The sequence below is a fragment of the Alteromonas sp. ABH4_454 genome (assembly GCF_056311775.1).
The window spans coordinates 702,051-728,938 of sequence record NZ_CM149972.1; the positions used below are offsets into that span (position 1 = coordinate 702,051).

Here is a 26,888-nt window from a genome sequence, read left to right on the forward strand (position 1 = left end):
GAAGCAATACAAAGCGAAAAAGTGTTTAAAGCGCGCTAAATTTCGCTTTTGAATGTATAGCTATCGAAGGCTGTTCTGCATAGCCGATAGGATTTTACGCTGGTTGCGACAGGAAAAAGCGATATGCCGGATTATCCGTTACTTCTTCAACCTTATAGCCTAACTCGGCAACATGCTGGTTAAAGTCATTTCGGCTTTCTGGCGCAATATCAAAACCAGCCAATACCAAGCCTTCCGCCGCACCGTGGTTACGATAGTGGAATAAAGTAATGTTCCACTGCTCGCCCAATGTGTTTAAGAAGTTCAGTAGTGCACCTGGGCGCTCCGGGAACTCAAAGCTGAACACCTGCTCGTTTAAGATGGTCGGCGGGCGGCCGCCTACCATGTGTCTGACATGGAGCTTGGCTAACTCGTTATCCGTTAGGTTAACGCAGTCATATCCTTTACTTTCAAGGTCACTTTGAAGGGTCGCAAATTCTTGTTGACCGCCTTTTAGCTTAACCCCAACAAAAATATGCGCTTCGCTCTCACTTGCGTAACGATAGTTAAATTCAGTAATCGCTTTTGCCCCAACGCATTCACAAAACTGTTTAAACGCGCCTTTAGTTTCAGGAATTTTAACGGCAAAAACGGCTTCTTTCTGCTCGCCTAATTCACAGCGTTCCGACACGTAGCGCAAGGTATGAAAGTTAATATTTGCGCCACATAAAATACCGCCTAACTTTTTACCTTTAAGGTCGTGTTGCTTGGCATATTTACGAATTGCCGCTACAGATAGTGCACCAGCAGGCTCGGCGATAACGCGGGTATCATCGAAGATATCTTTTATAGCCCCGCATATTTCATCATTGCTAACCGTAATGGTTTCATCGACTAAACGGTTACACAGGCGAAAAGTTTCTTGCCCCATCACTTTAACAGCCACGCCATCGGCGAAAATACCTACGCTTTCCAGCTCTGTAGGCTCGCCTTGCGCTTTTGCTTTAATAAAACAGGCCGACTCTTCTGACTCAACCGCTACAATTTTTATACTGGGTTTGAGTTGCTTTAAGTACACCGCAATGCCCGCGGCTAGGCCGCCACCGCCAACAGCAATAAACAAAATATCCAAATTTGGGTTCTGCTCCAACAGCTCTCGTGCAACCGTACCTTGTCCGGCGATTACATCGGGGTTGTCGAAGGGAGGCACAAAAGTATAGCCGTGGGTGTCACATAACGCTTTGGCATGGTTGCTTGCCTGGTCGAAGCTCGTGCCATGCAAGACTACATTAACGTTATCACCACCGAAGCGACGTACAGCATCCACTTTAATATCAGGGGTGGTTTCTGGCATCACGATAGTCGCTTGAATGCCCTTCATTTTTGCACTGTATGCTAAGCCTTGTGCATGGTTACCCGCTGATGCGCCAATAACGCCAGCTTGCAGCTGTGCTTCACTTAATGAGCAGATGCGGTTGTAGGCACCGCGCAGTTTAAAGCTTTTCACTGGCTGCTGATCTTCTCGTTTCAAAAAGATCTCGTTGCCAAGCTCCGCTGAAAGCAAAGACATATAAGAAAGTTCACTGGCCACCGCCACATCGTAAACGGGAGCGAGTAATATCTTTTTCAGATACTCGTGGTCGCTAACGTGCTCGTTTTCCATTACAAGTCTTCCAACTTACTGACATCGCGCACTGCACCTTTGTCGGCACTGGTTGCTAGCGCGGCAAAGGTCTTAAGTGATGTAGAGACTTCGCGTACACGATCTTTCGGTTTCCAAGGCTTATCGCTTGCTTCCATTTTTGCACGGCGCTCGGCAAGTGCTTCATCTGAAATAACGATGTTGATGCTTCTGTTAGGGATATCTATTTCAATCTTGTCCCCGTCTTCAACTAAGCCAATACCGCCACCGCTGGCTGCCTCTGGTGAACAGTGTCCAATAGACAAGCCGCTTGTACCACCACTGAATCGCCCGTCGGTTACTAGCGCACAGTGCTTGCCTAGGCCTTTCGATTTCAAATACGACGTTGGATACAGCATTTCCTGCATACCTGGCCCACCGCGAGGGCCTTCATAGCGAATAAACACGACGTCACCGGCTTTTACTTCGTCACCTAAAATACCTGCCACCGCATCATCTTGGCTCTCGTAAATACGGGCAGTGCCGTTGAATTTTAGAATAGACTCATCCACACCCGCTGTTTTTACAATGCAGCCATCTTCGGCCAAATTGCCGTATAACACCGCTAAGCCACCTTCTTGGCTAAACGCATTGTCGATAGAGCGAATACAACCATTTTCACGGTCGGCATCGGCCTCATCCCAGCGACAATCTTGGCTAAAGGCTTTAGTAGTGCGAATACCCGCAGGACCTGCACGGAAAAAAGTTATCGCATCTTCGTTTTCAGGGTTAGTGATGTCCCACTCGCTGATAACCTCAGTAAGCTGCTTGCCTAAGACGTGATTAACATCGGTATTTAGTAAGCCCGCTTTATTTAGCTCGTTCAAAATACCCAGTACGCCACCGGCACGGTGAACGTCTTCCATATGATATTTTGGCGTAGACGGCGCTACTTTACATAAGTGAGGCACTTTGCGAGACAAGCGATCGATATCATCCATAGTGAAAGGCACTTCACCTTCCATCGCTGCCGCTAGCAAGTGCAAAATGGTATTGGTTGAACCACCCATGGCAATGTCTAGGCTCATGGCGTTTTCAAACGCTTTAAAGTTAGCAATATTACGTGGCAATACACTTTCATCATCATCGCCATAATAACGCTTACAAAGCTCAACAATTTGCTTACCTGCTTGCTTAAATAAGCCTTCACGGTCGGCGTGAGTGGCCAGCATAGAGCCATTGCCCGGTAGTGATAAACCTAACGCTTCAGTTAAGCAGTTCATTGAGTTTGCAGTAAACATACCTGAACACGACCCACAAGTAGGGCAGGCAGAGCGCTCAATTTCGTCAGTGTCGGCATCGCTCACTTTATCATCAGCAGCCGCTACCATGGCGTCAACTAAATCAAGTTTAATCAGCTGGTCTGAAAGCTTGGTTTTACCCGCTTCCATTGGGCCGCCAGATACGAATATAACGGGCACGTTCAAACGCATAGACGCCATTAACATTCCCGGGGTGATCTTGTCGCAGTTAGAAATACATACAATGGCATCCGCGCAGTGTGCGTTCACCATGTACTCCACTGCATCAGCAATGATTTCACGAGACGGCAAGCTATATAGCATGCCGCTGTGTCCCATGGCGATACCGTCATCTACCGCTATCGTATTGAATTCTTTGGCGACACCACCGGCTTCTTCCACGCTGCGCGCTACTAGCTGACCAAGATCTTTGAGGTGAACGTGCCCAGGTACAAACTGCGTAAATGAATTAGCAATAGCAATAATAGGCTTGCCGAAATCAGAATCTTTCATTCCGGTTGCACGCCATAGCGCACGAGCACCGGCCATATTTCTACCTTGTGTGGTAGTTGCAGAACGTAACTTGGGCATAAATCCTTCCCGTTAATTTTAGGTGCTAGAGTTTAATGCTAGACCTTTATGTGAAACTTAAAAACAGTGGTAAACCAGTAATGCTTTGGCTTGTTTTCCAATACGCGCTGTTTTACTCAAAATTGCATGTCATACTGATGATGTATTAAATCATCTTAGGTCGTTCAAGCGAAGGGCGACAAAGCCTCACTGCTTACAGATCAGTAGCGCTTTGTTTTATATGATATCTTTGACTTACAATGCCGTATTCCTTTGGCATTATAAAAATGAAATGTTGTTCGTTAGGGGCTATGGCTTTACCCCTAAACGCAATGCGCGCTAAACCGCGAATTGGTATTAGGCAAAGAAATAGCATGAAACACACGGTTTGATCAAGTTTTTGCGGTAGAAATAGCGAGTTCTTAAGAGTAGTAAAAGGGTAATAAGCATGTTCGATTGGTTTCACTGGTTAAACCTGGCAGGCGTTGCCGTGTGTGCAATTTCAGGCACCCTTATGGCTTATCAAAAACGCATGGATGGATTTGGCGTGGTAGTGCTTGCCAGTGCAACAGCCATTGGCGGCGGTACCTTGCGAGATGTGATGCTAGATGTACCCGTGTTTTGGATTGCCGATACCGATTACTTGTACACCACGCTAATTGCCGCCTTTATTCCCATTGTTTGGCTGCGAATTAGCCCACGCTTCCCTTTTCACTACCTGTTAATCGCCGATGCTTTTGGGCTAGCACTTTTTAATGTAGTAGGCATAGAGAAAGCCTTAGCCAACGACACAGGCATGGCAGTGGCGGTAGCAATGGGCACCATTACTGGCGTATTTGGGGGGTTGTTACGCGACGTCATCTGCCGTGAGGTACCGCTGGTACTAAACGGCGAGCTTTATGCGATGACCTGTATCGCTGGCGGTATTGTATATGGCATCGCACTTGAATTTGACCTTGCTACCCAATGGTGTGGTATTGCAGCCCTTGCAACCACCGTATTGTTTAGATTAGGCGCCATGCGCTGGCATTGGCAGCTACCCGTATTTTACAACGACCATCATTAGCATCTAACCTTCGTTGCCGAGCAAGGTAATCAATGGCCTGGCTCGGTGAGTATTGGCGATAAATCCCGTCGTTAGTACAGTTACATCTTTATCCCACTCTCTCTAGAGTTTATGCCCAGTGCGTTGACTATTTAGCCGCACTTAAGTTTTGAAATTTCAATTAGACGAACAATGAGTGTGTAAGAGAGGGTGTTCACAATATGGGAATGGCTGTTGTTAAAACCTTTGCAGGGCAGGGGGTGTCTGCACCAGAGGTAAGTGTGGAAATTCACTTGGCTAATGGCCTACCCGCATTTCAACTGGTCGGTATGGCGGAAACCAGTGTTAAAGAAGCTCGTGAGCGGGTACGCAGCGCGTTAATTAACAGTGGTTTTGAGTTTCCTGCCAAACGAATAACGGTTAATTTAGCGCCGGCTGATATTCCAAAGTTCGGCGGCCGGTTCGACCTTCCTATTGCCGTTGGCATTTTAGCAGCTTCGGGTTACATTTCAGATATTAGCCTGCTCAATATTGCATTCGTGGGCGAGCTAGCACTAAACGGTGAGATTAAACCGGTTAACGGGCTTATTCCTGTAGTGATGACGGCAGCGAACGAAGATATAGCCCTTGTGTATCCGGGAGATAACGATGTTGAAGCAGCCTTGGTTTCCCACGCCACACGCTTTCCCGCCTTCGATCTCCTATCTGTGTATGAACACCTCACGGGTAACAAAAAGCTCGCCAAAGGGCAGCCTTTCACTTCTCATTCATCATGTAACTCCCCAACGGGTTGGGACGATATTATCGGCCAAGAGCAGGCTAAACGGGCCCTAATTATTGCAGCTAGCGGGGCTCACAACTTATTGATGGTAGGCCCGCCAGGCACAGGTAAAAGCTTGCTTGCCAGTCGCATGCTGTCGTTGCTACCAGACATGAGTGAAGAAGAAGCCCTGGAGGTCGCCGCTATCCATTCAGTGAAAGGCGAAAAGCTAAATGCTGAACGTTTTCTAACCCGCCACTTACGCTCCCCCCACCACACAAGTTCTGCCGTAGCACTTACGGGCGGGGGCTCTACTCCAGTACCAGGTGAAATTTCGCTGGCCCACAACGGTATCTTGTTTTTAGATGAACTCCCCGAATTTGGCCGAAAAGCGCTGGATGTATTGCGGGAACCGCTTGAAACCGGTGACGTGCATTTATCCCGAGCATCAGGAAGTGCAACGTATCCCGCAAATTTTCAACTCGTAGCGGCTATGAACCCCAGCCCTACTGGGGATATCGACGACAACCGTCTAACACCTCAGCAGCAGCTTAACTACTTAAACCGTTTGTCAGGCCCGCTGCTAGATAGAATAGATATACAAGTCGAGGTGCCTAGACTTCCAGACTACGACTTGCCAGAGCGGGGTAATAGACCTAATGACTCATTGCATGACATGCGGGAAAGGGTGATAGCTGCACGGCAAAGACAGGAGTCTCGACAAGGCAAACCCAATGGTGCGCTGCACGCAGGTGAGCTTGCCGACATCTGTTTGCTAGATGACGCAGATCTCCTCTTTTTACAAGCAGCCGCGAAACAACTTAATTTATCTATGCGCGTATTTCACCGCACGCTGAAAGTGGCTAGAACCATTGCCGACCTTGAAGAAGAAAATGCCGTATCCAGATCTCATATCGCAGAAGCGCTGGGCTATCGTGCTCTCGATAACCTTATAAAGCAGCTCAGTGCTAGCTAAGCGCAACTAATAAAATAATTTACCCTCGAGAGTGCAAATTTAGCTGCATGAAGGCGTTGATAAGCGGTTCGTTTTGCTTATCTTGTAAACAACATAGGCCAAGGGCATAAGGCTCGATATCTTCAACCTGAATTTGGGTTACCGCATTAGCCATACTGGAGTGGTCGAGCACTACCTTTGGCACAAAGCCTACACCACACTCTAGCGCTACCATGCTTACAATTGCTTCGTTACCGCCTACATAGGCATAAACATTCGGCCGAATACCGTGCTCGGCAAACCAGTGATAGGCAGTGCGTCGCGTTGGCCCTGTTTCAGGCATTATCACCTGATGCTTGGTCCAATCCAGCTGGTTTAGCTGAGTAAGTCGCCATTCCTTTGGAGCAATAAGAACCAAAGGTACGTTATCAAGAGCAGTGAAATGCAAATCTGTCGGCATGTCAGGGGTATAGATAGCAATAGATAAATCACACTGCTTACTTTTAACTTTTTCTATGGCAAGAGCAGGGTCACCGGTTATTAGGCGTATATCAACCCCAGGGTGTTGCTGCCTAAACTGCCTTAGCATAGCGGGTAAATGGCTTTGACTGGCAGTTACCGAGCAAAATACACTTAGTTCCCCCTGAAGTGCATCGCTATCTTCTTTTAAATCAATTTTTAATTGCTGCCAATCAGCTAACGCTTGTTTTGAGAAGGACAGTAACTTGTGCCCGCTATGGGTGAGCGCGACTTTACGGTTATCCCGTTTGAACAAGGTGCAGCCTAACTCGTCTTCAAGACGCTGAATTACACGGCTTAACGTAGATGGCGATACATACATGGCCTCAGCGGTGACGCCGAAGTGAAGACTGGTAGCCAGGTGGTTAAAGAGCTGTAGACTGCGAAAATCCATATATATTTCACTTTATGCAATATTATCTTGCAAATATATCATTTTCCAAAACAAAAGAAATCTTTTAGTCTCACTACCAAGTCGTCATAGACGAGGTCTGTCAACGCCAAGGTCGGTGTTTGATATTGACAAAAATGAATGTTGTTCGGAAATTTTTATGGCTAATTATTTCAACACCCTGTCACTTCGCCAGCAGTTAGACCAGCTTGGCCGCTGCCGTTTTATGGCACGCGATGAATTCGCTGACGGTTGTCAGTTCTTAAAAGGCAAGAAGATTGTCATTGTAGGCTGCGGCGCGCAGGGCCTTAACCAAGGCCTGAATATGCGTGACTCAGGGTTAGATGTTTCTTATGCGCTGCGTCAGGCAGCGATCGATGAGCAACGCGACTCTTACAAACGCGCTTCAAGCAATGGATTTACTGTTGGTACATATCAGCAGCTTATTCCAGAAGCTGATGTAGTTTACAACCTAACTCCTGATAAGCAGCACGCAAGTGTAGTAGAGGCAGTAATGCCGCTTATGAAAAAAGGTGCAACGTTAGGTTACTCACACGGCTTCAACATTGTTGAAGAAGGCCAACAAATTCGTAGCGATATCACAGTTATTATGTGTGCGCCGAAAAGCCCAGGCTCAGAAGTACGGGAAGAATATAAGCGTGGCTTTGGTGTACCAACACTAATAGCTGTGCATCCAGAAAATGACCCTGAAGGTAAAGGTTGGGATCAAGCCAAAGCACTGGCAAGTGCAACTGGCGGTGACCGCGCAGGTGTACTTGAATCTTCATTTGTGGCTGAAGTTAAATCTGACCTTATGGGTGAGCAAACCATTTTATGTGGTATGCAACAAGTTGCAGCAGTACTTGCGTTCGAGAAAATGGTTGATGATGGTATTGACCCAGGTTATGCAGGTGCGCTTATTCAGTACGGTCTAGAAGCCATTACTGAAGCACTTAAGATTGGCGGTGTAACTAACATGATGGACCGTCTATCAAACCCTGCAAAAGTGAAAGCGTTTGAGCTTTCTGAGCAGTTAACTGATTTACTTCGTCCGCTATTTGAAAAGCACCAAGACGACATCATCAGCGGTGAATTCTCTCGCACCATGATGGAAGATTGGGCAAATGGCGATGCGAACCTACTTAAGTGGCGTGAAGAGACCGGTGAAACCGCGTTTGAAAACGCACCTGCTTACGAAGGTGAAATCAGCGAACAAGAATTCTTTGACCACGGCATCTTGCTAGTTGCCATGATCAAGTGTGGTGTTGAAGTTGCGTTTGACGTAATGGTTGAAGCTGGGATTCTGCCTGAGTCTGCGTACTACGAATCACTGCATGAAACACCGCTAATTTCTAACACAATCGCACGTAAGCGTTTGTATGAAATGAACGTGGTTATTTCAGACACAGCAGAATACGGAAACTATTTGTTTGCTAACGCAGCAATTCCAATTTTGCGTGAGAAATTTATGCCTACTATTGATACCAGCGTTATCGGTAAGGGTTTGACTGCTGCTTCTAATCAAGTAGAGAACAAACGCCTTGTTGAGATTAACGAAGCCATCCGCTCACACGGTGTGGAATCAGTAGGTAAGACCTTGCGTGGCTACATGACTGACATGAAAGCCATCATAGGATAGGACAGTTTCTGTCGTTAGGTGCTTAACTAAGCCCTCTTGCCCGACCATTTTGGTCGGGCTTTTTTATACCTGTAACTCAGTGAGTCACATATCCTTTTAAAGCGTACTGCTTAGCTAACTCAAAGCAGTGACTAACAACCACTTATCTCTTTAAGAAACAGCCACTTCCCGAACACGCTCAGCGTAGCGAACTGATGCATACGCCAGCGCAAAAAAGATAAGAAAACCCCAACCTATTGGCATCAAGTTCCCATTTAAAAAACTATCGACTATAAGGGCAACGGGCACCGAGAATAAGCTTGAAAAGCAACCAATGATTGCTGCACCTAAACCAGCCATATCGCCAAGAGGCTGCATTGCCATAGCGTTTAAATTGCCAAACAGAATACCTACAAAGAAAAAGCCAACGAACATAACGGCCACGGTCGGAATTAATGGCGGCAGACCATCGTAAGCAAATAGCAGTGCCAAATACACCACCGCAAAACAATTTACGCCTTTAAGCGCAAATCGACACAGCTTGCGCATGCCGAAGCGCATTACCATTTTTCCGTTAAAGTAAGAGGCAAGACCGATAGAAAAGGCAAGGGTAGCGAAGATATAGGGGAACCATTCACCTACATTGTAAAACACAGTAAAGATGGTTTGTGACGCGCTTAAATACGCCAAAAACGCGCCGAAAATACACCCCATCGCAAAGGTGTAACCCATCACTTCGGGGTGGGTTAGGATAAACTTTGATGATTTGAAAAAGTGTGCGCGCGAGAATTTTCTGCGCTTTGCCCGAGGCAAGGTTTCTCCCTGGCGAGAGAAAAACCAGATTCCAGCCATAGTAGCCACTATGAGGAACATAGTGAAAATATGAAACCATGACGTCAATTCCATCACCGTTTGTCCGATGATGGGGGCTAACATGGGCACCAATATAAACACCATCATGATAAACGACATGACTTTTGCCATGGCATCCCCCACGTATAAATCACGAATGATGGCCATTGAAGCTATGCGAGGGCCTGACACGCCGAATGCTTGAATAACCCGCCCCACCAGCATGGTTTCCAGGTTGGTTGCCAACATACACACAAAAGTACCTAAGGCGAAAATACACAAGCCCACTAATATAGTTAAACGACGACCACGGCTGTCTGAAAACGGGCCAAAAAACATTTGTCCAAATGCCATGCCTAAAAAGAACACGGTTACAATCAAATGGGTTTGATGGGCCTCCTCTACATTTAGAGCTTCACCAATTTGAATGAGTGCGGGCAACATAGCATCTATACTAAGTGCCACTAGCGATGTCATGGTTGCCATTAAGGCAACAAATTCAACAAGGCCAAGGGCGGGCTTTTGCACAATTACAGTATCATCAGATACGCCATTAGATGTCTGGGGCATAAATTCTCGAAAACGAAATAAAGTGGGGAAATTAAAAAGGCGCGAAATAATCGCGCCTTGTATAGTATACCTGAAATATGGTTAAAAAGCCGTCGATTCACGCACGCTTGTCGTAAATACTGACACGTTTAACGGGAGCTATTCGGTTGTAAGGTCTGCCGCCATCCTCTCGCCGCTTTTATTTGGTTTCAAATACGCGCCCAAAAATGCATCCATTTCTTTAAAAAACAAATGTCGATTACGCTGAATAGAAAGGTGGTGATCGCCACTTTCAAGTTCTACATACTTAAAGACTTTATCGAGGTCTTCCAATTCGTCAGCCATGTAACGACTGTGAAGAGGTGGAACAATACGGTCTTCTTCGCCATGTACAAGTAAAATAGGTGTCTTGATACTTTCCGCATTGTAATAAGGTGAACGCGCTTCTAGATCATCGTAGTCGTCCCCAATCTGATTTTTAACAAATTCATTGTTCAGGAAACGGCGAGAGTGAATGACGACGTGTTTAAGTGAACTTACGCCGGCAAAACTCACCGCGCATTTAAATAAATCAGGGGTTTTAACCGTTGCCATTAAAGCTGCATATCCACCGTAGCTTGCGCCAACAATGCACATATTATCCTGTTCAGCATAACCTTGTTTAACCATCCAGCCTGCCGCGTCAGTGATGTCGTCTTGCATAGCTAATCCCCAGCCTTTCATTTGGCTTTGCGCAAAACTATAACCATAACCTCTTGAGCCTCTAAAATTCGGTCTCAACACCGCGTAGCCTTTCGAGGTGAAGTATGCCGTCCAATAGTCGAAACCGCTGAAATCACGAGCACCCGGACCGCCATGAGGATGAATAATGGTTGGGAAGGGTCCGTCACCTTTGGGAAGGGTTAAATATGCTTCGATCTTGATGCCGTCTCGGGCTTCATATTCAATGAGTTTATGTTCTGATAATTGTGCAGAGTCAATTTGGCTGTATTGCTGAAACAATACATCGAGCGTGCCTTCCTTACGGTTACCCAGTAAGTAAACACCGGGCAATACGTCCGATTCAGAATAAACGATGTAGGTTTGTTCATCATCACTGAAACTGACTAGCGTGTTATCGTAATCGGGGAGCCCAATATCAATACCGTTTTGAAGTGCAACATAGCGCTCATCCCAATAAAAACGACCATCGTGACGCACACCGATGGCATCTCGCGTTACTGGTGAGTAAATAAGACTACCGTTTACGTCGTACCCTTCATCAGCATAAACTTCAGTTCGCTCATTGGTTTTAAGGTTTAGGGTGTAAAGTGCGCGGTAGTCACCTTTGTAGCCTTTGTAATAAAGAATGTTTGGGTCTTTAGCGAAGCCTACTGGATATTCGCCCTTCTCTGTCATGGCGTTATAGGCAAACAAGGTTCGCCAGCCATCCTCTTCTTTTAGAAAGACCTCGCGCTCACCGCTATCATAATTAAGTGAAACACCAATACGGACGTTACTTTGTTGATCGGTAAGCCAATCTCTGATGCGCTTTTTACCACGCATAATGCGGCTTACGCCTCCTGTGTTGACATTGACTTTATACACTGAAGGTAAACCTAGTACCTCGGCATCGATTGCTATAAGCACATGATCTGGGTCATCAGGTAGCCAATCGATAACCTCATCTTGAAATTGGGGAATGTGGTTAGGATTACCGGCCCGACGCTTAATTCGTTCCCATTCAACCATATTAAACGCGCCGCCCTCGCCATCGAATTTAATACTTAACAAGCGGGTGTCATGCACTTTTGTGGTACCACGGCGAGTTTCATAGCGCGCACTCACCACGACACGTTCATTGTTTACCCACTTGTACCATTTAATCTTTACACGCTCATTGTCAGAGCGAAGTAGGTAATGCTTTTCACCCTTTTCCAAGTCGAAGGTGGCGAGCATGGCAAACGCCTCTCCTTGTTCAACATTTTGAACAAAAGCGATTTTTGTTCCATCCGGTGACAAAGATGGCGTCCAATAGGTTGGCAGCTTACTAAAAGCATCGTAGGCATTTTTTTGAGTAGCCGGCTCAGCGCTCAACGTAGTCGAAGTAGCTAACAATAGTAGGGCAATAAGCGTAGCTGGTGAGAAAGCCTTTTGATAAGACATAACATTCCCTTGTAATTTTTATTTTGGGCGGAACTTAGTTAATGAGTAAACCTCAAAACTATGTTAATTCGAGTATACAAAGTTGTGACCCAATGTACAAAAAACCAACCCATACGGGTTAATATAGATAATATTGACGCAATAATTTGATCTCTCGTCGTACTTTGCGAATACAAAATGCAGATATGGTACTATTAACCACAGATATAATATGGATTTTACCCTAAACCAGTAAGCTTCTAAGCCCAGCGTTACCTTAAGGATTTAGCCTTTTCATGCCTTCAACTTGGAGCGGGCTTGCCACTTTGCAAGGCCTATTTTCCCGACAATTAGTGCGCAAAACATCCAAAGCATGCTCTTTATTAGCTAAGGCTTTGTTGTGCGTGCAGTTGTGCTTGCTGTGCACGACATCTTTGGCTCAAGAGTCAATTACCTACGATGTTCAAGGCGTAGAAGACGGGAAGCTACGTAACAACATTCGACTGCATTTAAGCGGACTTGATGTGGAAAAAGCACTTTTAACTGACCCTTATTGGCAAGACGAAGTGGCAGAAGCGGTGGCGACGGCGGTACAACCCTATGGCTTTTACAACAGTGAAACCAAGGTACGCATACAAGAAGGGGACAAGGTCACAGTAACGGTTGCGTTGAATGCCCCTCTTACCATCAACAAAGTTACCCGAGAAATCATTGGTGCTGGTCGTGAAGATAAGGCATTTAGAGAGCGTTTTAACTCACTTAAACTCAAAGAAGGTGATGTGTTAAATCAGACCATCTATGAGTCATTTAAATCTTCCATGTTTAACTACGCTCTCTCAAACGGTTATTTTGATTATTTCTGGCAAGCAACACGTTTAGATCTAGTACGTGACGAAAAACAAGCAAACGTGCTGCTAATTGCGCAAAGCGGGCCTCAATATAAGTTTGGGGAACTCAAATTTGTAGGTGATGATAAAGCTAAAGCGATTATTGAGCGCCTAAAACCTTTTAAAACTGGCGATGCCTATTCGTCCTCAGTGTTAGGCGACTTTAACAGACGTTTAAATCAGTCGGGCTATTTCAACCGAGTGATAGCAAGGCCGGTAGTCAGCGACGCAGAAGGTTTACTGGTTCCTGTTGAAGTCTCGCTTCAACACAGGCCTACCGATGCATTTAACGTCTCTGTTGGTGCGGCTACCGATACAGGACCGCGAGTACGTTTGGGTTGGGAACGTCCTTGGGTAAATGACAAAGGCCATTCAGTTTCATCAGATATTTTTATTTCGGAGCCTGAGCAATCGGTTACCGCTGACTATCGCATCCCGATGAAAAATATCACCCGTGACTATGCCAGTATCGAAGCGGGCTACCAGTTTATTGAGTACGCCAATACGTCATTTGAAAGCGAAACCCTTTCTTTGTCGGCACATAGGTACACGCAACAAGATGGATCGCCATGGCAACATGATTATTCAGTAACCTACCTTAGAGAAACTTACGATCAGGGTGATCTTGATACCAATACCACGTCGTTAGTTTTACCGGGCTATTCTCTAACCTATCGCGATAAAGACGATGAATTAAACATTAGCAACGGCACCTATATTCAAGTGCTGGCTCAATATGGCAAAGAGGGTTTTGGCTCAGACATTGACTATGCTAAAACTGCCGTTGAAGGCATGTTAATTCGTACATTCGCTAATAAGCATAGAATAACTTTACGCGGAGAAATTGGAGCAATTAAAACAAATTCTTTCGATGATGTGCCTGCTTCACTTCGCTTTTACGCTGGAGGCGACCAAAGCGTTAGAGGGTTTAGCTATCGTGATTTGTCGCCGAAAGCAGATGTTATTAACCCAGAGACTGGCGAGCTTGACCTTGAATCTATTGGCGGAAAGTACCTAGTCACATCGAGCATAGAATACGCTTACTCAATTGCAGACGACTGGCGAATAGCCGCTTTCGTAGACGCGGGTAAAGCAGCTAACGATATAAGCGACTCACTCGCTTATGGTATAGGGCCAGGAGTCCACTGGCTGTCACCTATTGGCCCTGTAAGATTATACTTAGCCAGAGGGCTATCAAAACAAGGAAATGATTGGCGCATTCACATCATTTTAGGGCCTGAGCTATGAGAAAACGTACGCTTTCGGCCATTTTACTCTCACCTATACTGCTATTGGTTGCCATTTACGCGCTACTTATTAGCCCATTGGGCGGCCCAACGGTAAAACTTATAGCAAACAGCTTTGTTACAAACCTTTCCATTGATGATATTGAGGGAAGTTTTGCCGATACCCTCGAAATACGCGATTTACACTGGGAGAACGCGCAGTGGCGCGTGGCATCGGAGTATGCCTATATTGATATAACGTGGCGTTGTTTCTTTGAACCAAAAGTCTGCGTAAATGAACTCACGCTTGAAAATGCCACATTAACGCAACTCGCTGCTGCTCCTGAGACTGATGAAAAAACAGAGGCTAGCGATGAATTTTCTTTGCCTATTCCCATTGAGGTAGGGCATCTAGCCCTTGCAAACATTAACGTTGAGCTTCTTACCACAACCATTGAAGTCGATGAGCTAGAGCTTACGGATTTTAGCGGTGACCAAGCGCTAACGCTTGGCGGTTTAGCCACTAAAGGAATTCGTATAGCTTTAGTAGAGGCAGATGAAAACGCTAATTCACCAGCGGCAAACACGGCTTCTCAAGCTAAATCATCCCAGAGTCAACAGCCCCCTGTTCAAGACACCGATAAAACAGCAAACCAAGCGACCTCGAGTGAAGAAAGCGCCTTACCCAAGTCATACTCGCTTAGCTACGAGGTGCCTGAATTACCAACAATCACCGCTCCAATTCCCATATCGTTTGGTACTTTATTGGTTGAAGACTTACACGTTACCCAAGGCGATAGCACACAACAAATAGCATTAGTATCGCTGCTTGATGCACAGTTCAAAGACAGTGATATTGCCATTGAAGAAATGGTTGTCGCGCATGAACAAGGGGAAGTAAAAGCAAAAGCGAGCGCCACCCTTAGTGGGAACTTCCCGCTAAGCATTGCAGCTAGAGCAAAGACAGTCCTTGATGATGCTCCCCTTACCGTAAACTTCAACGCGTCGGGAGCACTTGATGACTTGGCCATTACTCTCAACACAAAGGGGGCTGTAAACGCAGACGCTAATTTGGCGGCAAACGTTCTTAATACCGAACTCCCCATTAAACTTACTGCAAAGTGGCAAGAACAACCCATTCCAACAATGGAAAACGCCACGTTAAAAGCAGGTACGCTGTCACTTGAAGGCACTATGGGCGATTACCTGCTAAAAGGCGCCGGTGCAGCAACCTTGCCAGACATAGGCAATGTGCCTGTATCACTGGATGTTGTGCTTAAAAAGAACAATATCTATGTCAATCAGGCGAATATTGAGGCGCTAGAAGGTAGCTTAGTCAATACAGGTACCCTTTACCTAAACGAGAGTATTGCTTGGGAGGGAAAAACCACGCTTTCAAACGTGTCTGCACAGCGTTTCAGCGCTTACGCACCTGAGAACTTAAGCGGCCAGATAGAGAGCATTTTACAGTACTCAGAGCGTGGCGGGCTGCATATGAGCTTTAAAAATATGCAGGTATCTGGCGTGCTACAAGGTGAACCACTAGAAATAAAAGGCAACGCCGTGTATGCCGGCCCCAGTGACTTATTCGTTACTAACGTAAACATCGTGCAAGAAGGGAATAATGAAAAGAACGTTATTCGAGCGATTGCACAAGTCTTAAACAAGCGTCATTTAAACGCCGATATTACTATTAACGCCAACACAATAAATAATCTTTACCCAGAAGTATCCGGTGCGATAAATGGTAAAATATCTGCCTCTGGTCCGTGGCAAAATCCACGAGCTAACGGCACATTAGAGTTATCCAACATCACTATATCACCAAATTTAAATGCCTCTGCTGCGCAGCAAGGACCGTTGAGTGGCGAGATAACACTAGATGGCACTTATAAAGACCACAAAGCGCAGCTAAACCTTTCTGTGCCGGATAATCAAGTCGCCTTCAGCCTTAAAGGTTCATGGGCAAACAATCATTGGATAGGTGATATTAGCGATACCCAGCTAGAGCTTGCTAATATGCAATGGGCGTTATCAAGCCCGTTCACACTTGATATAGGCACTGCACCTGTTACGGCCAAAATAGGCCAGCACTGCTGGACATCGCGACGCGAAGGAGAGCTGTGCATCTCGAACGTGAATTACCAAGACAGCAAAGCAAGTTGGGATATTAAGGCAACGTCACTGCCTGTGGGGCTGTGGGCAAATGAACTAGTGCCGACCATGGTTTCAGCGCCCTCTGAAGCGACGTTGAGTATTCAAACAAAAGGCAGCTATTCACAACAAGATCCTATTGACGCCACTTTTACCGCGTCAATGAGTGCAGCCCCGTGGCAATTAGGTGAAACCAGACCATTAACGCTTACCATTAACTCATTTGAAACTAGCGGGAAAATAAAACAAGGGCTGCTGGAGTCTACTTCACTGATCTCTAGTCAAGATATCGGTGATGCTACGCTTACGTTAAATACCCGACCGTTTGAAGAGAAAATACCTTTGGACGGTAAATTGGTAATGGAGGGGCTTGATGTAGCGCCACTGAAACCTCTTTCACCCGCAATTCGCACCTTAACAGGCGTGCTTAACGGTAATATTACCCTTAGCGGTTATGTCGATGACCCATCTCTAAATGGCGAACTTACGGTTTCTAACGGCGCAATAGATATTCAAGATACGCCTGTCACATTAGCCGACTGGAATCAAAAAGTAGTGCTTAGCGACCAAACTGCAGCGCTTGATGGCAGTTTTATACTTGGTGGAGGTAAAGGCACGCTAAAAGGTGAACTCGACTGGTCATCAGAGCCTAGCGCTAACTTTAAGTTAAAGGGCAACAGCTTTGAAATTAGGCAGCCAAACATTCGCCTTAAGGTATCGCCTAATATTGATGTTGCCGCAACTAAAGAGAAGGTCGATGTCACTGGCGATATTAATATTCCGTGGGCCCGAATTGAGGTAGAGTCCCTGCCTGAAAGTGCAGTTTCACCATCAAAGGACGTGCACTTGCGCGGAGAACCAGACAAAGAAGAACCACTGGATATTGTTCATGCATCTGTGTTGGTTAATATTGATAAAAACAAAACAGAAGAAGTAAAGCTTGAAGCCTTTGGTCTTACAGCCAGCTTGTTCGGCGGTATACGAGTGAACACTCAGCCGGCGTTAGTTGGCTATGGAGACCTGCAAATAATAAACGGTCGCTACAGCGCCTATGGCCAACAATTAATAATTCAAACCGGCGAAGTACAGTTCAACGGTCCTATCGACCAACCGCTGTTGCTGGTAGAAGCTATAAGAGACCCTGCTAAAACCGACGATGATGTTATAGCGGGTATTCGTATTGACGGGGCCGCTGACGCACCGAGTATCAACCTTTTCTCTGAACCCTCTATGGACCAGCAGGGCGTATTATCATATCTATTAACGGGGTCTGGACCAGATTCAGGTAGTTCAGCAGATCCTAACTACGCAGCTCTGCTATTGGGTTTTGGTTTGTCGAACACAGAAACCCTTACCGGCCAGTTAGGCAGTGCTTTAGGCATTGACGATTTTAGTTTAAGTACTAATGAAAACATGCTTTCTGTTACCGGCCAAATCAACGACAGGCTCTCGGTGGAATACAATGTGGACGTAGGCATAAAAGATAACGATGCCAATAGCACCCTGAGACGACGACAGCTCCCACCCGATTTGGCGCTTAAATATCAGTTACTACCTAGCCTGTATTTAGAGGCAATCCAAACCACACTGGAAGACCAATCAGAGTTTGCGTTAGATCTTTATTATGAGTTCTTTTTAGGTGATAACAGAACTCGCAAAAGCGATAACGCTGATGACGATAGCGACGATGCTGATGAGGTTGATAATAATTCAGAATCATCACAGAGAAGCAACGCTGATACCTCAAGTGCTAGCAAGGACAGCTAAACGCTCCATGTTGATGCTTTGATTAGTTAGGCTCTATTTTTTAGCGCTGCTGCGCCATACTTTCTAGCGTTTTGAGCTGCCGCTCGAAGCGCTTTTGTCTTTTGTGTGCCCATACATACCACACTAGCATTCCGATACTAAGTGTTGTCATAACTATCGTCATCTTGGTGATTTTCTCTGGAGTAAGCTCCCCATAAAAATAACGCTCCATCGCCAGACCTATTCCAAAAACCATGCCTATCCACGTTGAGTGTTTAGTCATATAAGCGATTCTGACGTTATTCTTGATTTGCTTAGTGAGCTTTGCGAGATGGTCAGCAGTTTGAGTATTTTTATAGAATGCAGCTTCGCTTCTCAGCCATAGTTGGTAAGCAAGAAAGGGAAAGGACGCGATTAAGATAAACAAAATTATCATTTGCGCGATATACGACATATTGTCCCAATACTTAAAAAAAACATAAACACCGGGAACAATCATAAGTAAATCCACTACCATATACCAACGCTGCTTTGTTCGTTCGCTGCGCAAACTGGATTTTACTTCCTCAACATCGATAGTCGTAACTGGCTGAGTTTGCCATAGCGCAGATAGGGCCTCGTTTTGTTCGTTACCTACTGATATTGGCGGCGTCTTATGACTTTCTTTATCTGAATTATGCATGCGGTTGCTCCTGCATGATACTTTGCTTGGCGCGTTTTAATATCACACCAACATGGTTTTTTGTCAGACCACACACGTCTGCTATTTCGTCGTAACTTAAGCCTTCAAGAGAGAGGGTAAGCACCTGTTTTGGCTGCAGTGGCAAGGCTCGTACAGCGCGCAATAGGCGTTCTAAAGATTGATGGTGACTGGACACTTCTTCTGGGGATTTTGTATTACTCGCATACCCGTCAGAGCCCGTATCATCGTGGTCGTATTGATGGGTATCAATACGCTTCACTTGACTTGCTACGTGAGTCACAGCGCGGTTGTGGGCTATTTTCAAGATATAGGTTTTTACGCTGCTATCGCCTTTAAAGCGAGACAGTCCTTGCCAAACTGCAATAGCAATTTCTTGCAATAATTCTTGCTGCATCGCTTCGTTTGCCTCATAGCTGTTAGCTACACGGCCAAGTAGTGCTCCGTATTGCGCAAAAACATCTTCAAAACCCTGCCCCAAGGTTACATCCCTAATAGCAAAAACTGTTGTTATTTTATTGTGTTACTTCTATCAGTCTGCCCACACCTATTTTTATTACAAACTTTTTTTGATGAAGCTGTAATTTTTTTTAACAGCTCCCGACTACTCAACAAAGACAGGAAATAGAACACGAAGTAGCGGGCGGTGAGGACACTTCCCCTAAAAAGCTTTAACTTTAAATTCTGAAATTTAAACGAGGAAAACACTATGTCTACGTTAAGTTTAGTTTTGTTAATTGGCAGCATCACATCGCTTGTGCTTTTGGCAAGTTACTTAGACGCAAAATTCCAGTGGCGATTGAACGACTGGATGAACGGCGAGTGCAGTAATCCGTTTGTAAAAGCCGTGACCGACAAACAGCAGCAGCGCTTAGAAGAAAAAGATGCGCAAATTGAAACTTTAATGAAGCGTATTGAAACCCTTGAAACCATCGTCACTGAGCCTGCTTACGAGCTAAACAAGAAAATCAATGCACTTAAGTGAACGCGCTTATCAGGGGTCGTCGAATTATTGTATAGTCAAATTCACAGGCACTAGCTAGATACGGGTGGGCGACGCATAAAGCGGGGGACTTTTCCCATTGCAATGGCGTTACCCACCAGCACAATTACTACGCCAAGTACTGATAACACGCTCCAGGTGTAACCTTCAAAAAATGTAGAAATAACCAGTGCAACCATGGGGTAGACCAGCACCACGTAGGCTGCCTTGTCTGCGCCCATCTGTTTTAACAGTTTCATATATGCGCCAAACGCGAACACAGAGCCAAATATTGCCAAGTACACGAGTGATAAATAAAACTCAATGTGGGTAGGAATCTTTAATTCTCCAGGCATAGCCAGCGAGGTGATAAAAAGCAGCGCCATGGCGTAGCTCATGGCATAGAAATTCATTTGAATAACAGGCGTACCAGAAGTCAGAATACGCTCGGAAATAACGTTACCCGTTGACGCACAGAAAAAGCTGACAAACGCGATGGCAAGACCGGTGGCAAGCGCTGCGTCCATGGATACTTTTGAAAACTCAGGCACGAAAAGACACACAATTCCCAGCAAGCCAAAGGTGGCCCCAACCACGACTTCTTTTCTTATGGGCTCTTTTAGCCACCAACGGCGAAGTACAACGTTGATATAAATAATGCAGGAACTCATAAGCGCCAATAGCGCGCTAATAATATGCGCCTGTGCAATATACAGCAGCGTGTAATTCAAACTGTATAAAAAGAGACCCACTGCCGCCATTTTCACATGAACGTGCAGGGGAAGTTTTAGCGGTAAACGTTTAATAACACAGTATGCCCCTAAACAAGCCGACGCTAAAAAGTAGCGAAGCGCTATGGCAAACGTCTCTGATGTGTGTCCGATTTGATAGGTAATGGCTATCCAAGTCGAACCCCAAATCAGGCAGCACAGAGCAAATAAGGTCGCGTTATTCATCGCCGCGCTTTAACCCAAAAAATCTTTTAAATGGGCAAGGGCTTTATCAAGCAGTTTTTGCCTTGCACTATTACCAATCCAAGCATTATGTGGTGTTATCAGTAAATTAGGTAACGGCTCCTTTAGTAATATGTGATCAGCGGGCGGGGGCTCTATGCTAAGTACATCCAACCCTGCACCACCAATTTTATTTTGTTTAAGCGCATGGTAAAGCGCCTCTTCATCAACCAGTCCGCCGCGAGCGGTATTAATAAGAAAGGCCGTTGGCTGCATCAATGACAGCGTATCTGCGTTAATAAGTTTTTCGGTATCTTCAGTAAGCGGGCAATGAAGGCTTATCACATCAGCACTGGGCAAAAGAGACGCAAAGCTTGGGCGAGGGTCGTCTTGTTTACCGGGGCGAGCAGCAATACTCACTTTCATCCCCATAGCTTTGAATAATGCTTCTACACGCTTACCAAGTTCGCCGTGACCCACAATCACCGCGTGTTTACCTGCAAGCTCAATCACTGAGTGATTAAGTAAGCAAAAATGAGAAGAAGCGGACCATGCCTGATTATCCATATCACGCTGATATGCCACAAAGTTCGTAGCCAGGTTCAGAGCTAAGGTTAACGCGTGCTGCGCCACACTATCAGTGCCGTAGCCCTCTACATTTTGAACAGTAACACCCGCTTGCTTACAGTAATCATGATCGATATTGTTCGTACCAGTAGCCGTTACACCAATATAACCAAGCTGTTCTGCCTGCTTTAAATCTTCGGCGTTTAGCACAACTTTATTTACTAAAACCGCATCGGCTGCTCGAATACGCTCGGCAACTTCTTCAGCACGAGTCTGCTGATAAAGTGTGACGTCGGCATAAAGACTATCGAGTACAGAAGTATCAAGGCTGGGTAAATCCATTGTTTCAGCGTCTAGGAAGACAACTAGCTTTTTTGGCCTATTGCGCGACGATTGTGTTTGGTTATCTTCAATTTTACTGTTTAAAGCATCGTTTTTTGTCATTGTCGATAGGCCTACATTACTTCCACAATAGATTCTAACGCCGCTTTCACGTTTACAGGAATCGGAATAGCTTTATCGGTCTTCCTATCTACAAATACATGCACAAATTGACCATGGGCCACGCGTCGCTTATTTTCGCCTGCATACACAGATAACCCATAGGTCACTGAACTTCGACCTACTTTTATTACCCGTAGCCCAACAAAAATGTCTTCTGGGTATGCCGCCGGAGCCACGTACTGGCATTGACTGCTTACCACATACGCAACGGTTTGCCCGTTGTGTATATCTAAATTGCCTTTTTCAATCAGAAAGCGGTTTACCGCGGTATCAAAAAAACCGTAATACACAACATTGTTGATATGACCATATGCATCATTGTCTTGCCAGCGGGTGGTAATAGTGACGTTATAAGGGTAGTCGGCAAGTGTCGGTGTAATATCAGTCATGAACAATCCTTGGCATATACATTTGGGTAAGTGTTACTGCCCAAAAAGTGAACAAATATAGCGCCTAAGCGCTATATCGTATTTCAATGATAGTGCTATGAATAAAGCACCATATCGTCACGGTGAACGGCAACATCGCTTGTTTCATAACCTAACACACTGGCAATTTCTTTCGACTTTTTCCCTTTTATTAGGGTTAAGTCTTTTGCGTTATACAAGCAAAGACCTTTAGCGATAATTTCTCCATCGCACATCACTTCAACGGCATCCCCTTGTTCAAATGAACCGCTCACATTCACAATACCCGACGGCAGCAATGACGCGCCTTTTCTCACTAGCGCCTCTTTAGCACCTATATCTACTTCTATTCTACCAGCGGTTTTAAGGGTGTGAGTAAGCCAAAGCCTTCTGGCGCTGGCCGGTGTGCTGCTAGCAGTAAACAAAGTCCCCGGCACCTTGCCTTCAAGTAAAACATCGAAGGTTTCGCCTTTTCGCCCATTAACAATAAGAGTTTGGATACCACTACTGGTGCACTTGTCTGCCGCTTCAATTTTTGTGCGCATGCCGCCAGTTCCTACCGCAGTACCTGCGCCCCCCGCTAGTCCGTAAATAGTAGGGTCTATTTTATCCACCTGCGGAATGAGTGTGGCGTTGGCGTCTTTTCTGGGGTCAGCGGTAAACAAGCCATCAATATCAGAGCAAATAATTAAAGTGTCAGCCTGCGCAACCAATGCCGTGTAAGCACCCAAGTTATCGTTATCACCTACTTTAAGTTCGTTGACAGCTACCGTGTCGTTTTCATTCACAATAGGTAACGCGTTGTGATTCAAAATTTCACGTAAGGTATTTTTGATATTTACGTAGCGGGTTCTGTCACGCAAATCATCTGCGGTTAGCAATACCTGCGCGCAGGGGAAATCAAAAAAGCGCTGCCAGTTGGCCATCATTAAATTTTGACCAATCGCAGCCATGGCCTGCTTCTCTGCAATAGACGCGTTGTGGCGAACTTTAACTTGGCTACGACCAGCAGCGACACTGCCTGATGAAACCAAAATTACTTCTTTGCCTGCCTCTCGGCTTGCGGTAATAAATCGAGCAAGAGACAAAAGGTAGCGTCCGCTGCAACCATTGCCTTCAGGTGCAATAAGGGCACTGCCAACTTTAATAACAGCACGTTGCCAATTAAAACAATTCATAGGGGGGGAGGAAAAAAGATAACAAGAGCTTAAGAATACGACAGTTAAAGCGTATAACAAAACGTTCTGTTACAGTTTTTTTGCGTTAAAACATGGTTAGTTTACGGTCAAAAAATTGGATTGTGTGTGCCATGCTTATATACTAGCAAGTGTTATCTTATAACAATTCTAACTTACAAGTTGCAAGGAACCTGCATGAGCACCGCAAAACGACACTTTTTCTGGCTAGCGCCAGTGTTGTCTATGCTGATTTCTCTTCCTAGTACCGCCGCTATAAAACAAACAAAAGGCGACTTTGAAGATAAATTCCGTCAGCTAGATGAAGTACTTCCTACTCCCAATGTTTATCGCAACGCCGCTGGTGAGCCTGGTCATCAATACTGGCAACAGCAAGTAGATTACGATATCGACGTAAAGCTACTTGAAGACGAGCGCCGTATCGAAGCAAGCGAAGAAATTACGTATTACAACAACTCGCCCGACACCCTTAAGTACCTTTGGGTTCAGCTAGATCAAAACAAGTTTCGTGACGACTCAATGTCTGCGCTTACTACCACTTTCGGTGGCATTGGTAACCGTGGACCAGGCACGCAAGCCGCAAGTGGCAATACGCCCGCTAAATTAAGCATGGGTGCATTGCGCCGTCAGCAGTTTGTTGACGACAACGAGCTGGGCTACACCATTTCTCGCGTTGAAGACAAAGCGGGCAATGATTTACGCCACACCATTGTCGGTACCCTAATGCGGGTTGACCTAGCTAAGCCACTAAAGCCAGACAGCAAAGTAACCTTTGATATCGACTTTGCCTTTAATATTGTTGAAGAAGATGCGGTTTCAGCACGTGCAGGTTACGAGCACTTCCCAGATGACGAACGTGAAGGCGGCAATGATATATTCTTGCTAGCCCAGTGGTTTCCGCGCCTAGCGGCATACACTGACTACGAAGCATGGACCAATAAAGAATTTATTGGCCGTGGTGAGTTCACCCTAGAATTCGGTAACTACGAAGTAGATATCACGGTTCCGGCTGATCACATCGTATCGTCAACAGGTGTGCTTCAAAACCCGAAAGATGTGTTAACTAAAACACAACGGGATCGACTGAAAAAAGCAGAAAAAGCTGACCGTATCGTATTCATCGTTTCTCCTGAAGAAGCTATTGAAAACGAAAAAGAAGGCACCTCTAAGCTTAAGACTTGGACCTTTAAAGCGGATAACGTACGTGATTTTGCTTGGGCTTCGTCGCGTAAGTTTGCATGGGATGCACGTGGCTACCAGCAAGATGGTGACACTCAGCCGCTTGTAATGGCAATGTCCTTCTACCCGAAAGAAGGTGGTGAGCTGTGGCAGAAGTATTCAACAGAGTCAATCATCCACACTATGGATGTTTACAGCCGTTTTAGCTTCGATTACCCCTACCCAGTAGCCCAATCAGTAAATGGTCCAGTTGGCGGCATGGAATACCCCATGATCACCTTTAACGGCCCGCGTACAGAACTTCGTGATGACGGTTCACGCACCTACTCGCTAGCTGAGAAACGCTTCCTAATTGGCGTAGTTATTCACGAAGTGGGCCATATCTACTTCCCTATGACAGTAAACTCTGATGAGCGTCAGTGGACATGGATGGATGAAGGTCTTAACAGCTTCCTAGATGGCGTTGCTGGTCGCGAATGGGACCCAACAATTCCATGGGGTGTAGAGCCGCGCGATATTACAGGCTACATGAAGTCTCAGACTCAGGTGCCAATTATGACGCAATCTGACTCGGTACTTCGCCTTGGTCCAAATGCTTACACCAAGCCTGCGGTAGCGCTCAACATCCTTCGTGAAACTATCCTTGGCCGCGAGCTGTTTGACTTCGCATTTAAAGAATACGCGCAGCGCTGGATGTTTAAGCGTCCTACACCATCAGATTTCTTCCGCACCATGGAAGAAGCCTCGGGTGTTGATTTAGACTGGTTCTGGCGGGGTTGGTTTTACACCACAGATCACGTAGATATTAGCTTAGACAGCGTATACAAGCTGCGTTTAGACACTGAAGACCCAGATATCGACTTTGCTCGCGAGCGCGAAGCGGAAATGGAAAAGCCTAAGTCACTTACCGATATTCGCAATAAAGAAGAAGGTAGAAAGCTGTGGGTAGATCGTTTTGAAGATATCAGTGACTTTTACGACGAAAACGACCGCTATACTGTAACCAACAAAGAGCGCAACAAATACAAGAAGTTCCTTGATAAGCTTGAACCTTGGGAGCGTAAAGCCTTTGAACGTGCGGTAAAAGAAGACAAAAACTACTATGTGCTAGATTTTAGCAACAAAGGTGGTTTGGTAATGCCGATTATTCTTGAGCTAGCCTTTGAAGACGGTACGAAAGAAGAAATGCGCATTCCAGCAGAAATCTGGCGTCGTACACCTAAAGCCGTTAGCAAGCTTATTGTTACCGACAAAGACAAAGAGTTGGTAAGCGTGACGGTTGACCCGCATTGGGAAACAGCGGACGTAGATGTGGAAAACAACCACTACCCACGTCGTATCATTCCTTCACGTATTGAAGCGTATAAGAATAAGCCGCGTAACACTTACGAGTACCGCGACCTTATGCACGATTCAAAGACCGAGCTAAAAACTGACGACGAGGATAAAGATGACGAATAAGTTGTCTTTAGCCCGCCTGCTGCAGAGCTCTCATGCTCTGCTTGCAAGCGTTGGTGGGTTAGCTATTGCGGCTGCGCTACTAGTTAGCGCAATGTCGTTCAGCACGACTGCTCAAGCGCATCAAATAAAAGCCGCGATTACAACAGTACTGTTCAACCCTAGAACAGAAAATATTGAAGTGATGCACCGCTTTAATTTGCATGATGCTGAGCACGCGGTTAAAGCTTTGTTCGACAAGCATGCAGATATTATGGATGACGTTAAAACGCAGCAGCAGTTTGCCGATTACGTTGCTAAGCATTTTGCTATCTTAAACGCGGCAGGCGAATCGTTAAAACTTGCTGACGTGGGCTTTGAAGTTGAAGGTAAGCACTTTTGGGTTTATCAGGAAACTGCTGAACCGCCTGTGCTAGAAGGCATTAAAATTCGTCATGATGCATTGCGTGACTTGTGGCCTAAGCAAGTGAATACGCTAAATGTAGAAGGCAAGGGCAATATTAAAACCCTCACCTTTGCTGATAGCGTAAATCTGCTGGAAGTGAGCTTTAAAAGTCAAAATAGCGACCATCACTAATATTTAGCTGAGTAACTTGTGAAAAGCCCACCAGCTTTCATCGTTGATAGACGGTGAATGCTGGTGGG

General features: G+C 45.6%; 19 protein-coding genes. 8 read left to right on the forward strand and 11 right to left on the reverse strand.

Going from position 1 to position 26,888, the window contains the following annotated elements:
• Positions 1-94 precede the first annotated feature (94 nt).
• Both ilvA and ilvD read right to left on the reverse strand, forming a co-directional pair.
• On the reverse strand, positions 95-1,642 hold the full coding sequence (gene ilvA, locus ACYX4W_RS03095) for a threonine ammonia-lyase, biosynthetic (protein WP_476074647.1): 1,548 nt from the start codon (positions 1,640-1,642) through the stop codon (positions 95-97).
• Positions 1,642-3,492: a dihydroxy-acid dehydratase gene (ilvD, locus tag ACYX4W_RS03100; RefSeq protein ID WP_476074648.1), complete on the reverse strand. Its 1,851-nt coding sequence runs from the start codon at positions 3,490-3,492 to the stop codon at positions 1,642-1,644. Before ilvD ends, ilvA begins: the two co-directional genes overlap by 1 nt.
• A gap of 427 nt (positions 3,493-3,919) precedes the next feature.
• On the opposite strand from ilvD, the gene ACYX4W_RS03105 reads away from it, so the two are divergent.
• Positions 3,920-4,537 carry a trimeric intracellular cation channel family protein gene (locus ACYX4W_RS03105; protein WP_476055427.1) on the forward strand — a complete coding sequence of 206 codons (618 nt, stop codon included), beginning with the start codon at positions 3,920-3,922 and terminating at the stop codon, positions 4,535-4,537.
• 200 nt (positions 4,538-4,737) lie between these two features.
• Entirely contained in the window at positions 4,738-6,252 is a 1,515-nt protein-coding gene (locus tag ACYX4W_RS03110) for a YifB family Mg chelatase-like AAA ATPase (RefSeq protein WP_476074649.1), read from the forward strand.
• Positions 6,253-6,271: 19 nt separating this feature from the next.
• Here ACYX4W_RS03110 and ilvY read toward each other — a convergent pair whose 3' ends face one another.
• Positions 6,272-7,144 (reverse strand): HTH-type transcriptional activator IlvY, encoded by an 873-nt coding sequence (ilvY, locus tag ACYX4W_RS03115; protein WP_474856719.1) that lies wholly within the window; start codon positions 7,142-7,144, stop codon positions 6,272-6,274.
• 157 nt (positions 7,145-7,301) lie between these two features.
• Here ilvY and ilvC point away from each other — a divergent pair, with 157 nt between their 5' ends.
• On the forward strand, positions 7,302-8,780 hold the full coding sequence (ilvC, locus tag ACYX4W_RS03120) for a ketol-acid reductoisomerase (protein WP_476074650.1): 1,479 nt from the start codon (positions 7,302-7,304) through the stop codon (positions 8,778-8,780).
• 150 nt (positions 8,781-8,930) lie between these two features.
• Here the strand turns inward: ilvC and ACYX4W_RS03125 are convergent, their stop codons facing one another.
• Both ACYX4W_RS03125 and ACYX4W_RS03130 read right to left on the reverse strand, forming a co-directional pair.
• Positions 8,931-10,181, reverse strand: a complete 1,251-nt coding sequence (locus ACYX4W_RS03125) for a multidrug effflux MFS transporter (RefSeq protein WP_476074651.1) — start codon at positions 10,179-10,181, stop codon at positions 8,931-8,933.
• A gap of 138 nt (positions 10,182-10,319) precedes the next feature.
• Positions 10,320-12,305 carry an alpha/beta hydrolase family protein gene (locus tag ACYX4W_RS03130; protein WP_476074652.1) on the reverse strand — a complete coding sequence of 662 codons (1,986 nt, stop codon included), beginning with the start codon at positions 12,303-12,305 and terminating at the stop codon, positions 10,320-10,322.
• A gap of 275 nt (positions 12,306-12,580) precedes the next feature.
• Between ACYX4W_RS03130 and ACYX4W_RS03135 the strand changes: the two genes are divergently transcribed.
• Positions 12,581-14,419: an autotransporter assembly complex protein TamA gene (locus ACYX4W_RS03135; RefSeq protein ID WP_476074653.1), complete on the forward strand. Its 1,839-nt coding sequence runs from the start codon at positions 12,581-12,583 to the stop codon at positions 14,417-14,419.
• Positions 14,416-18,318: a translocation/assembly module TamB domain-containing protein gene (locus tag ACYX4W_RS03140; protein ID WP_476074654.1), complete on the forward strand. Its 3,903-nt coding sequence runs from the start codon at positions 14,416-14,418 to the stop codon at positions 18,316-18,318. Before ACYX4W_RS03135 ends, ACYX4W_RS03140 begins: the two co-directional genes overlap by 4 nt.
• Before the next feature lie 40 nt (positions 18,319-18,358).
• Here ACYX4W_RS03140 and ACYX4W_RS03145 read toward each other — a convergent pair whose 3' ends face one another.
• Together ACYX4W_RS03145 and ACYX4W_RS03150 are read right to left on the reverse strand one after the other, a co-directional pair.
• Complete coding sequence (locus ACYX4W_RS03145; protein ID WP_476074655.1) at positions 18,359-18,979, reverse strand: hypothetical protein; 621 nt, start codon at positions 18,977-18,979, stop codon at positions 18,359-18,361.
• The gene (locus ACYX4W_RS03150) at positions 18,972-19,478 is read right to left on the reverse strand and encodes an RNA polymerase sigma factor (RefSeq protein ID WP_476074656.1); all 507 of its coding nucleotides are present in this window, start codon (positions 19,476-19,478) and stop codon (positions 18,972-18,974) included. Before ACYX4W_RS03150 ends, ACYX4W_RS03145 begins: the two co-directional genes overlap by 8 nt.
• Before the next feature lie 228 nt (positions 19,479-19,706).
• On the opposite strand from ACYX4W_RS03150, the gene ACYX4W_RS03155 reads away from it, so the two are divergent.
• Positions 19,707-19,982: a hypothetical protein gene (locus ACYX4W_RS03155; RefSeq protein WP_476074657.1), complete on the forward strand. Its 276-nt coding sequence runs from the start codon at positions 19,707-19,709 to the stop codon at positions 19,980-19,982.
• 50 nt (positions 19,983-20,032) lie between these two features.
• On the opposite strand, the gene ACYX4W_RS03160 is transcribed toward ACYX4W_RS03155, so the two are convergent.
• The 4 genes from ACYX4W_RS03160 to proB form a co-directional block, all read right to left on the reverse strand.
• Positions 20,033-20,935 (reverse strand): DMT family transporter, encoded by a 903-nt coding sequence (locus ACYX4W_RS03160; RefSeq protein WP_474803436.1) that lies wholly within the window; start codon positions 20,933-20,935, stop codon positions 20,033-20,035.
• Between the two features lie 9 nt (positions 20,936-20,944).
• Positions 20,945-21,841 (reverse strand): D-2-hydroxyacid dehydrogenase, encoded by an 897-nt coding sequence (locus ACYX4W_RS03165; RefSeq protein WP_476075439.1) that lies wholly within the window; start codon positions 21,839-21,841, stop codon positions 20,945-20,947.
• 113 nt (positions 21,842-21,954) lie between these two features.
• Complete coding sequence (locus ACYX4W_RS03170) at positions 21,955-22,392, reverse strand: acyl-CoA thioesterase (RefSeq protein ID WP_476074658.1); 438 nt, start codon at positions 22,390-22,392, stop codon at positions 21,955-21,957.
• 95 nt (positions 22,393-22,487) lie between these two features.
• A complete protein-coding gene (gene proB, locus ACYX4W_RS03175) occupies positions 22,488-23,588 on the reverse strand; it encodes a glutamate 5-kinase (RefSeq protein WP_476074659.1) in 1,101 nt (366 codons plus the stop codon).
• Between the two features lie 195 nt (positions 23,589-23,783).
• On the opposite strand from proB, the gene ACYX4W_RS03180 reads away from it, so the two are divergent.
• Together ACYX4W_RS03180 and ACYX4W_RS03185 are read left to right on the forward strand one after the other, a co-directional pair.
• Positions 23,784-26,246, forward strand: coding sequence for a M1 family aminopeptidase (locus ACYX4W_RS03180; RefSeq protein WP_476074660.1), 2,463 nt, complete (start codon positions 23,784-23,786; stop codon positions 26,244-26,246).
• Entirely contained in the window at positions 26,236-26,820 is a 585-nt protein-coding gene (locus ACYX4W_RS03185) for a DUF6702 family protein (RefSeq protein WP_476074661.1), read from the forward strand. The genes ACYX4W_RS03180 and ACYX4W_RS03185 overlap by 11 nt, the downstream gene beginning before the upstream one ends.
• Positions 26,821-26,888 lie beyond the last annotated feature (68 nt).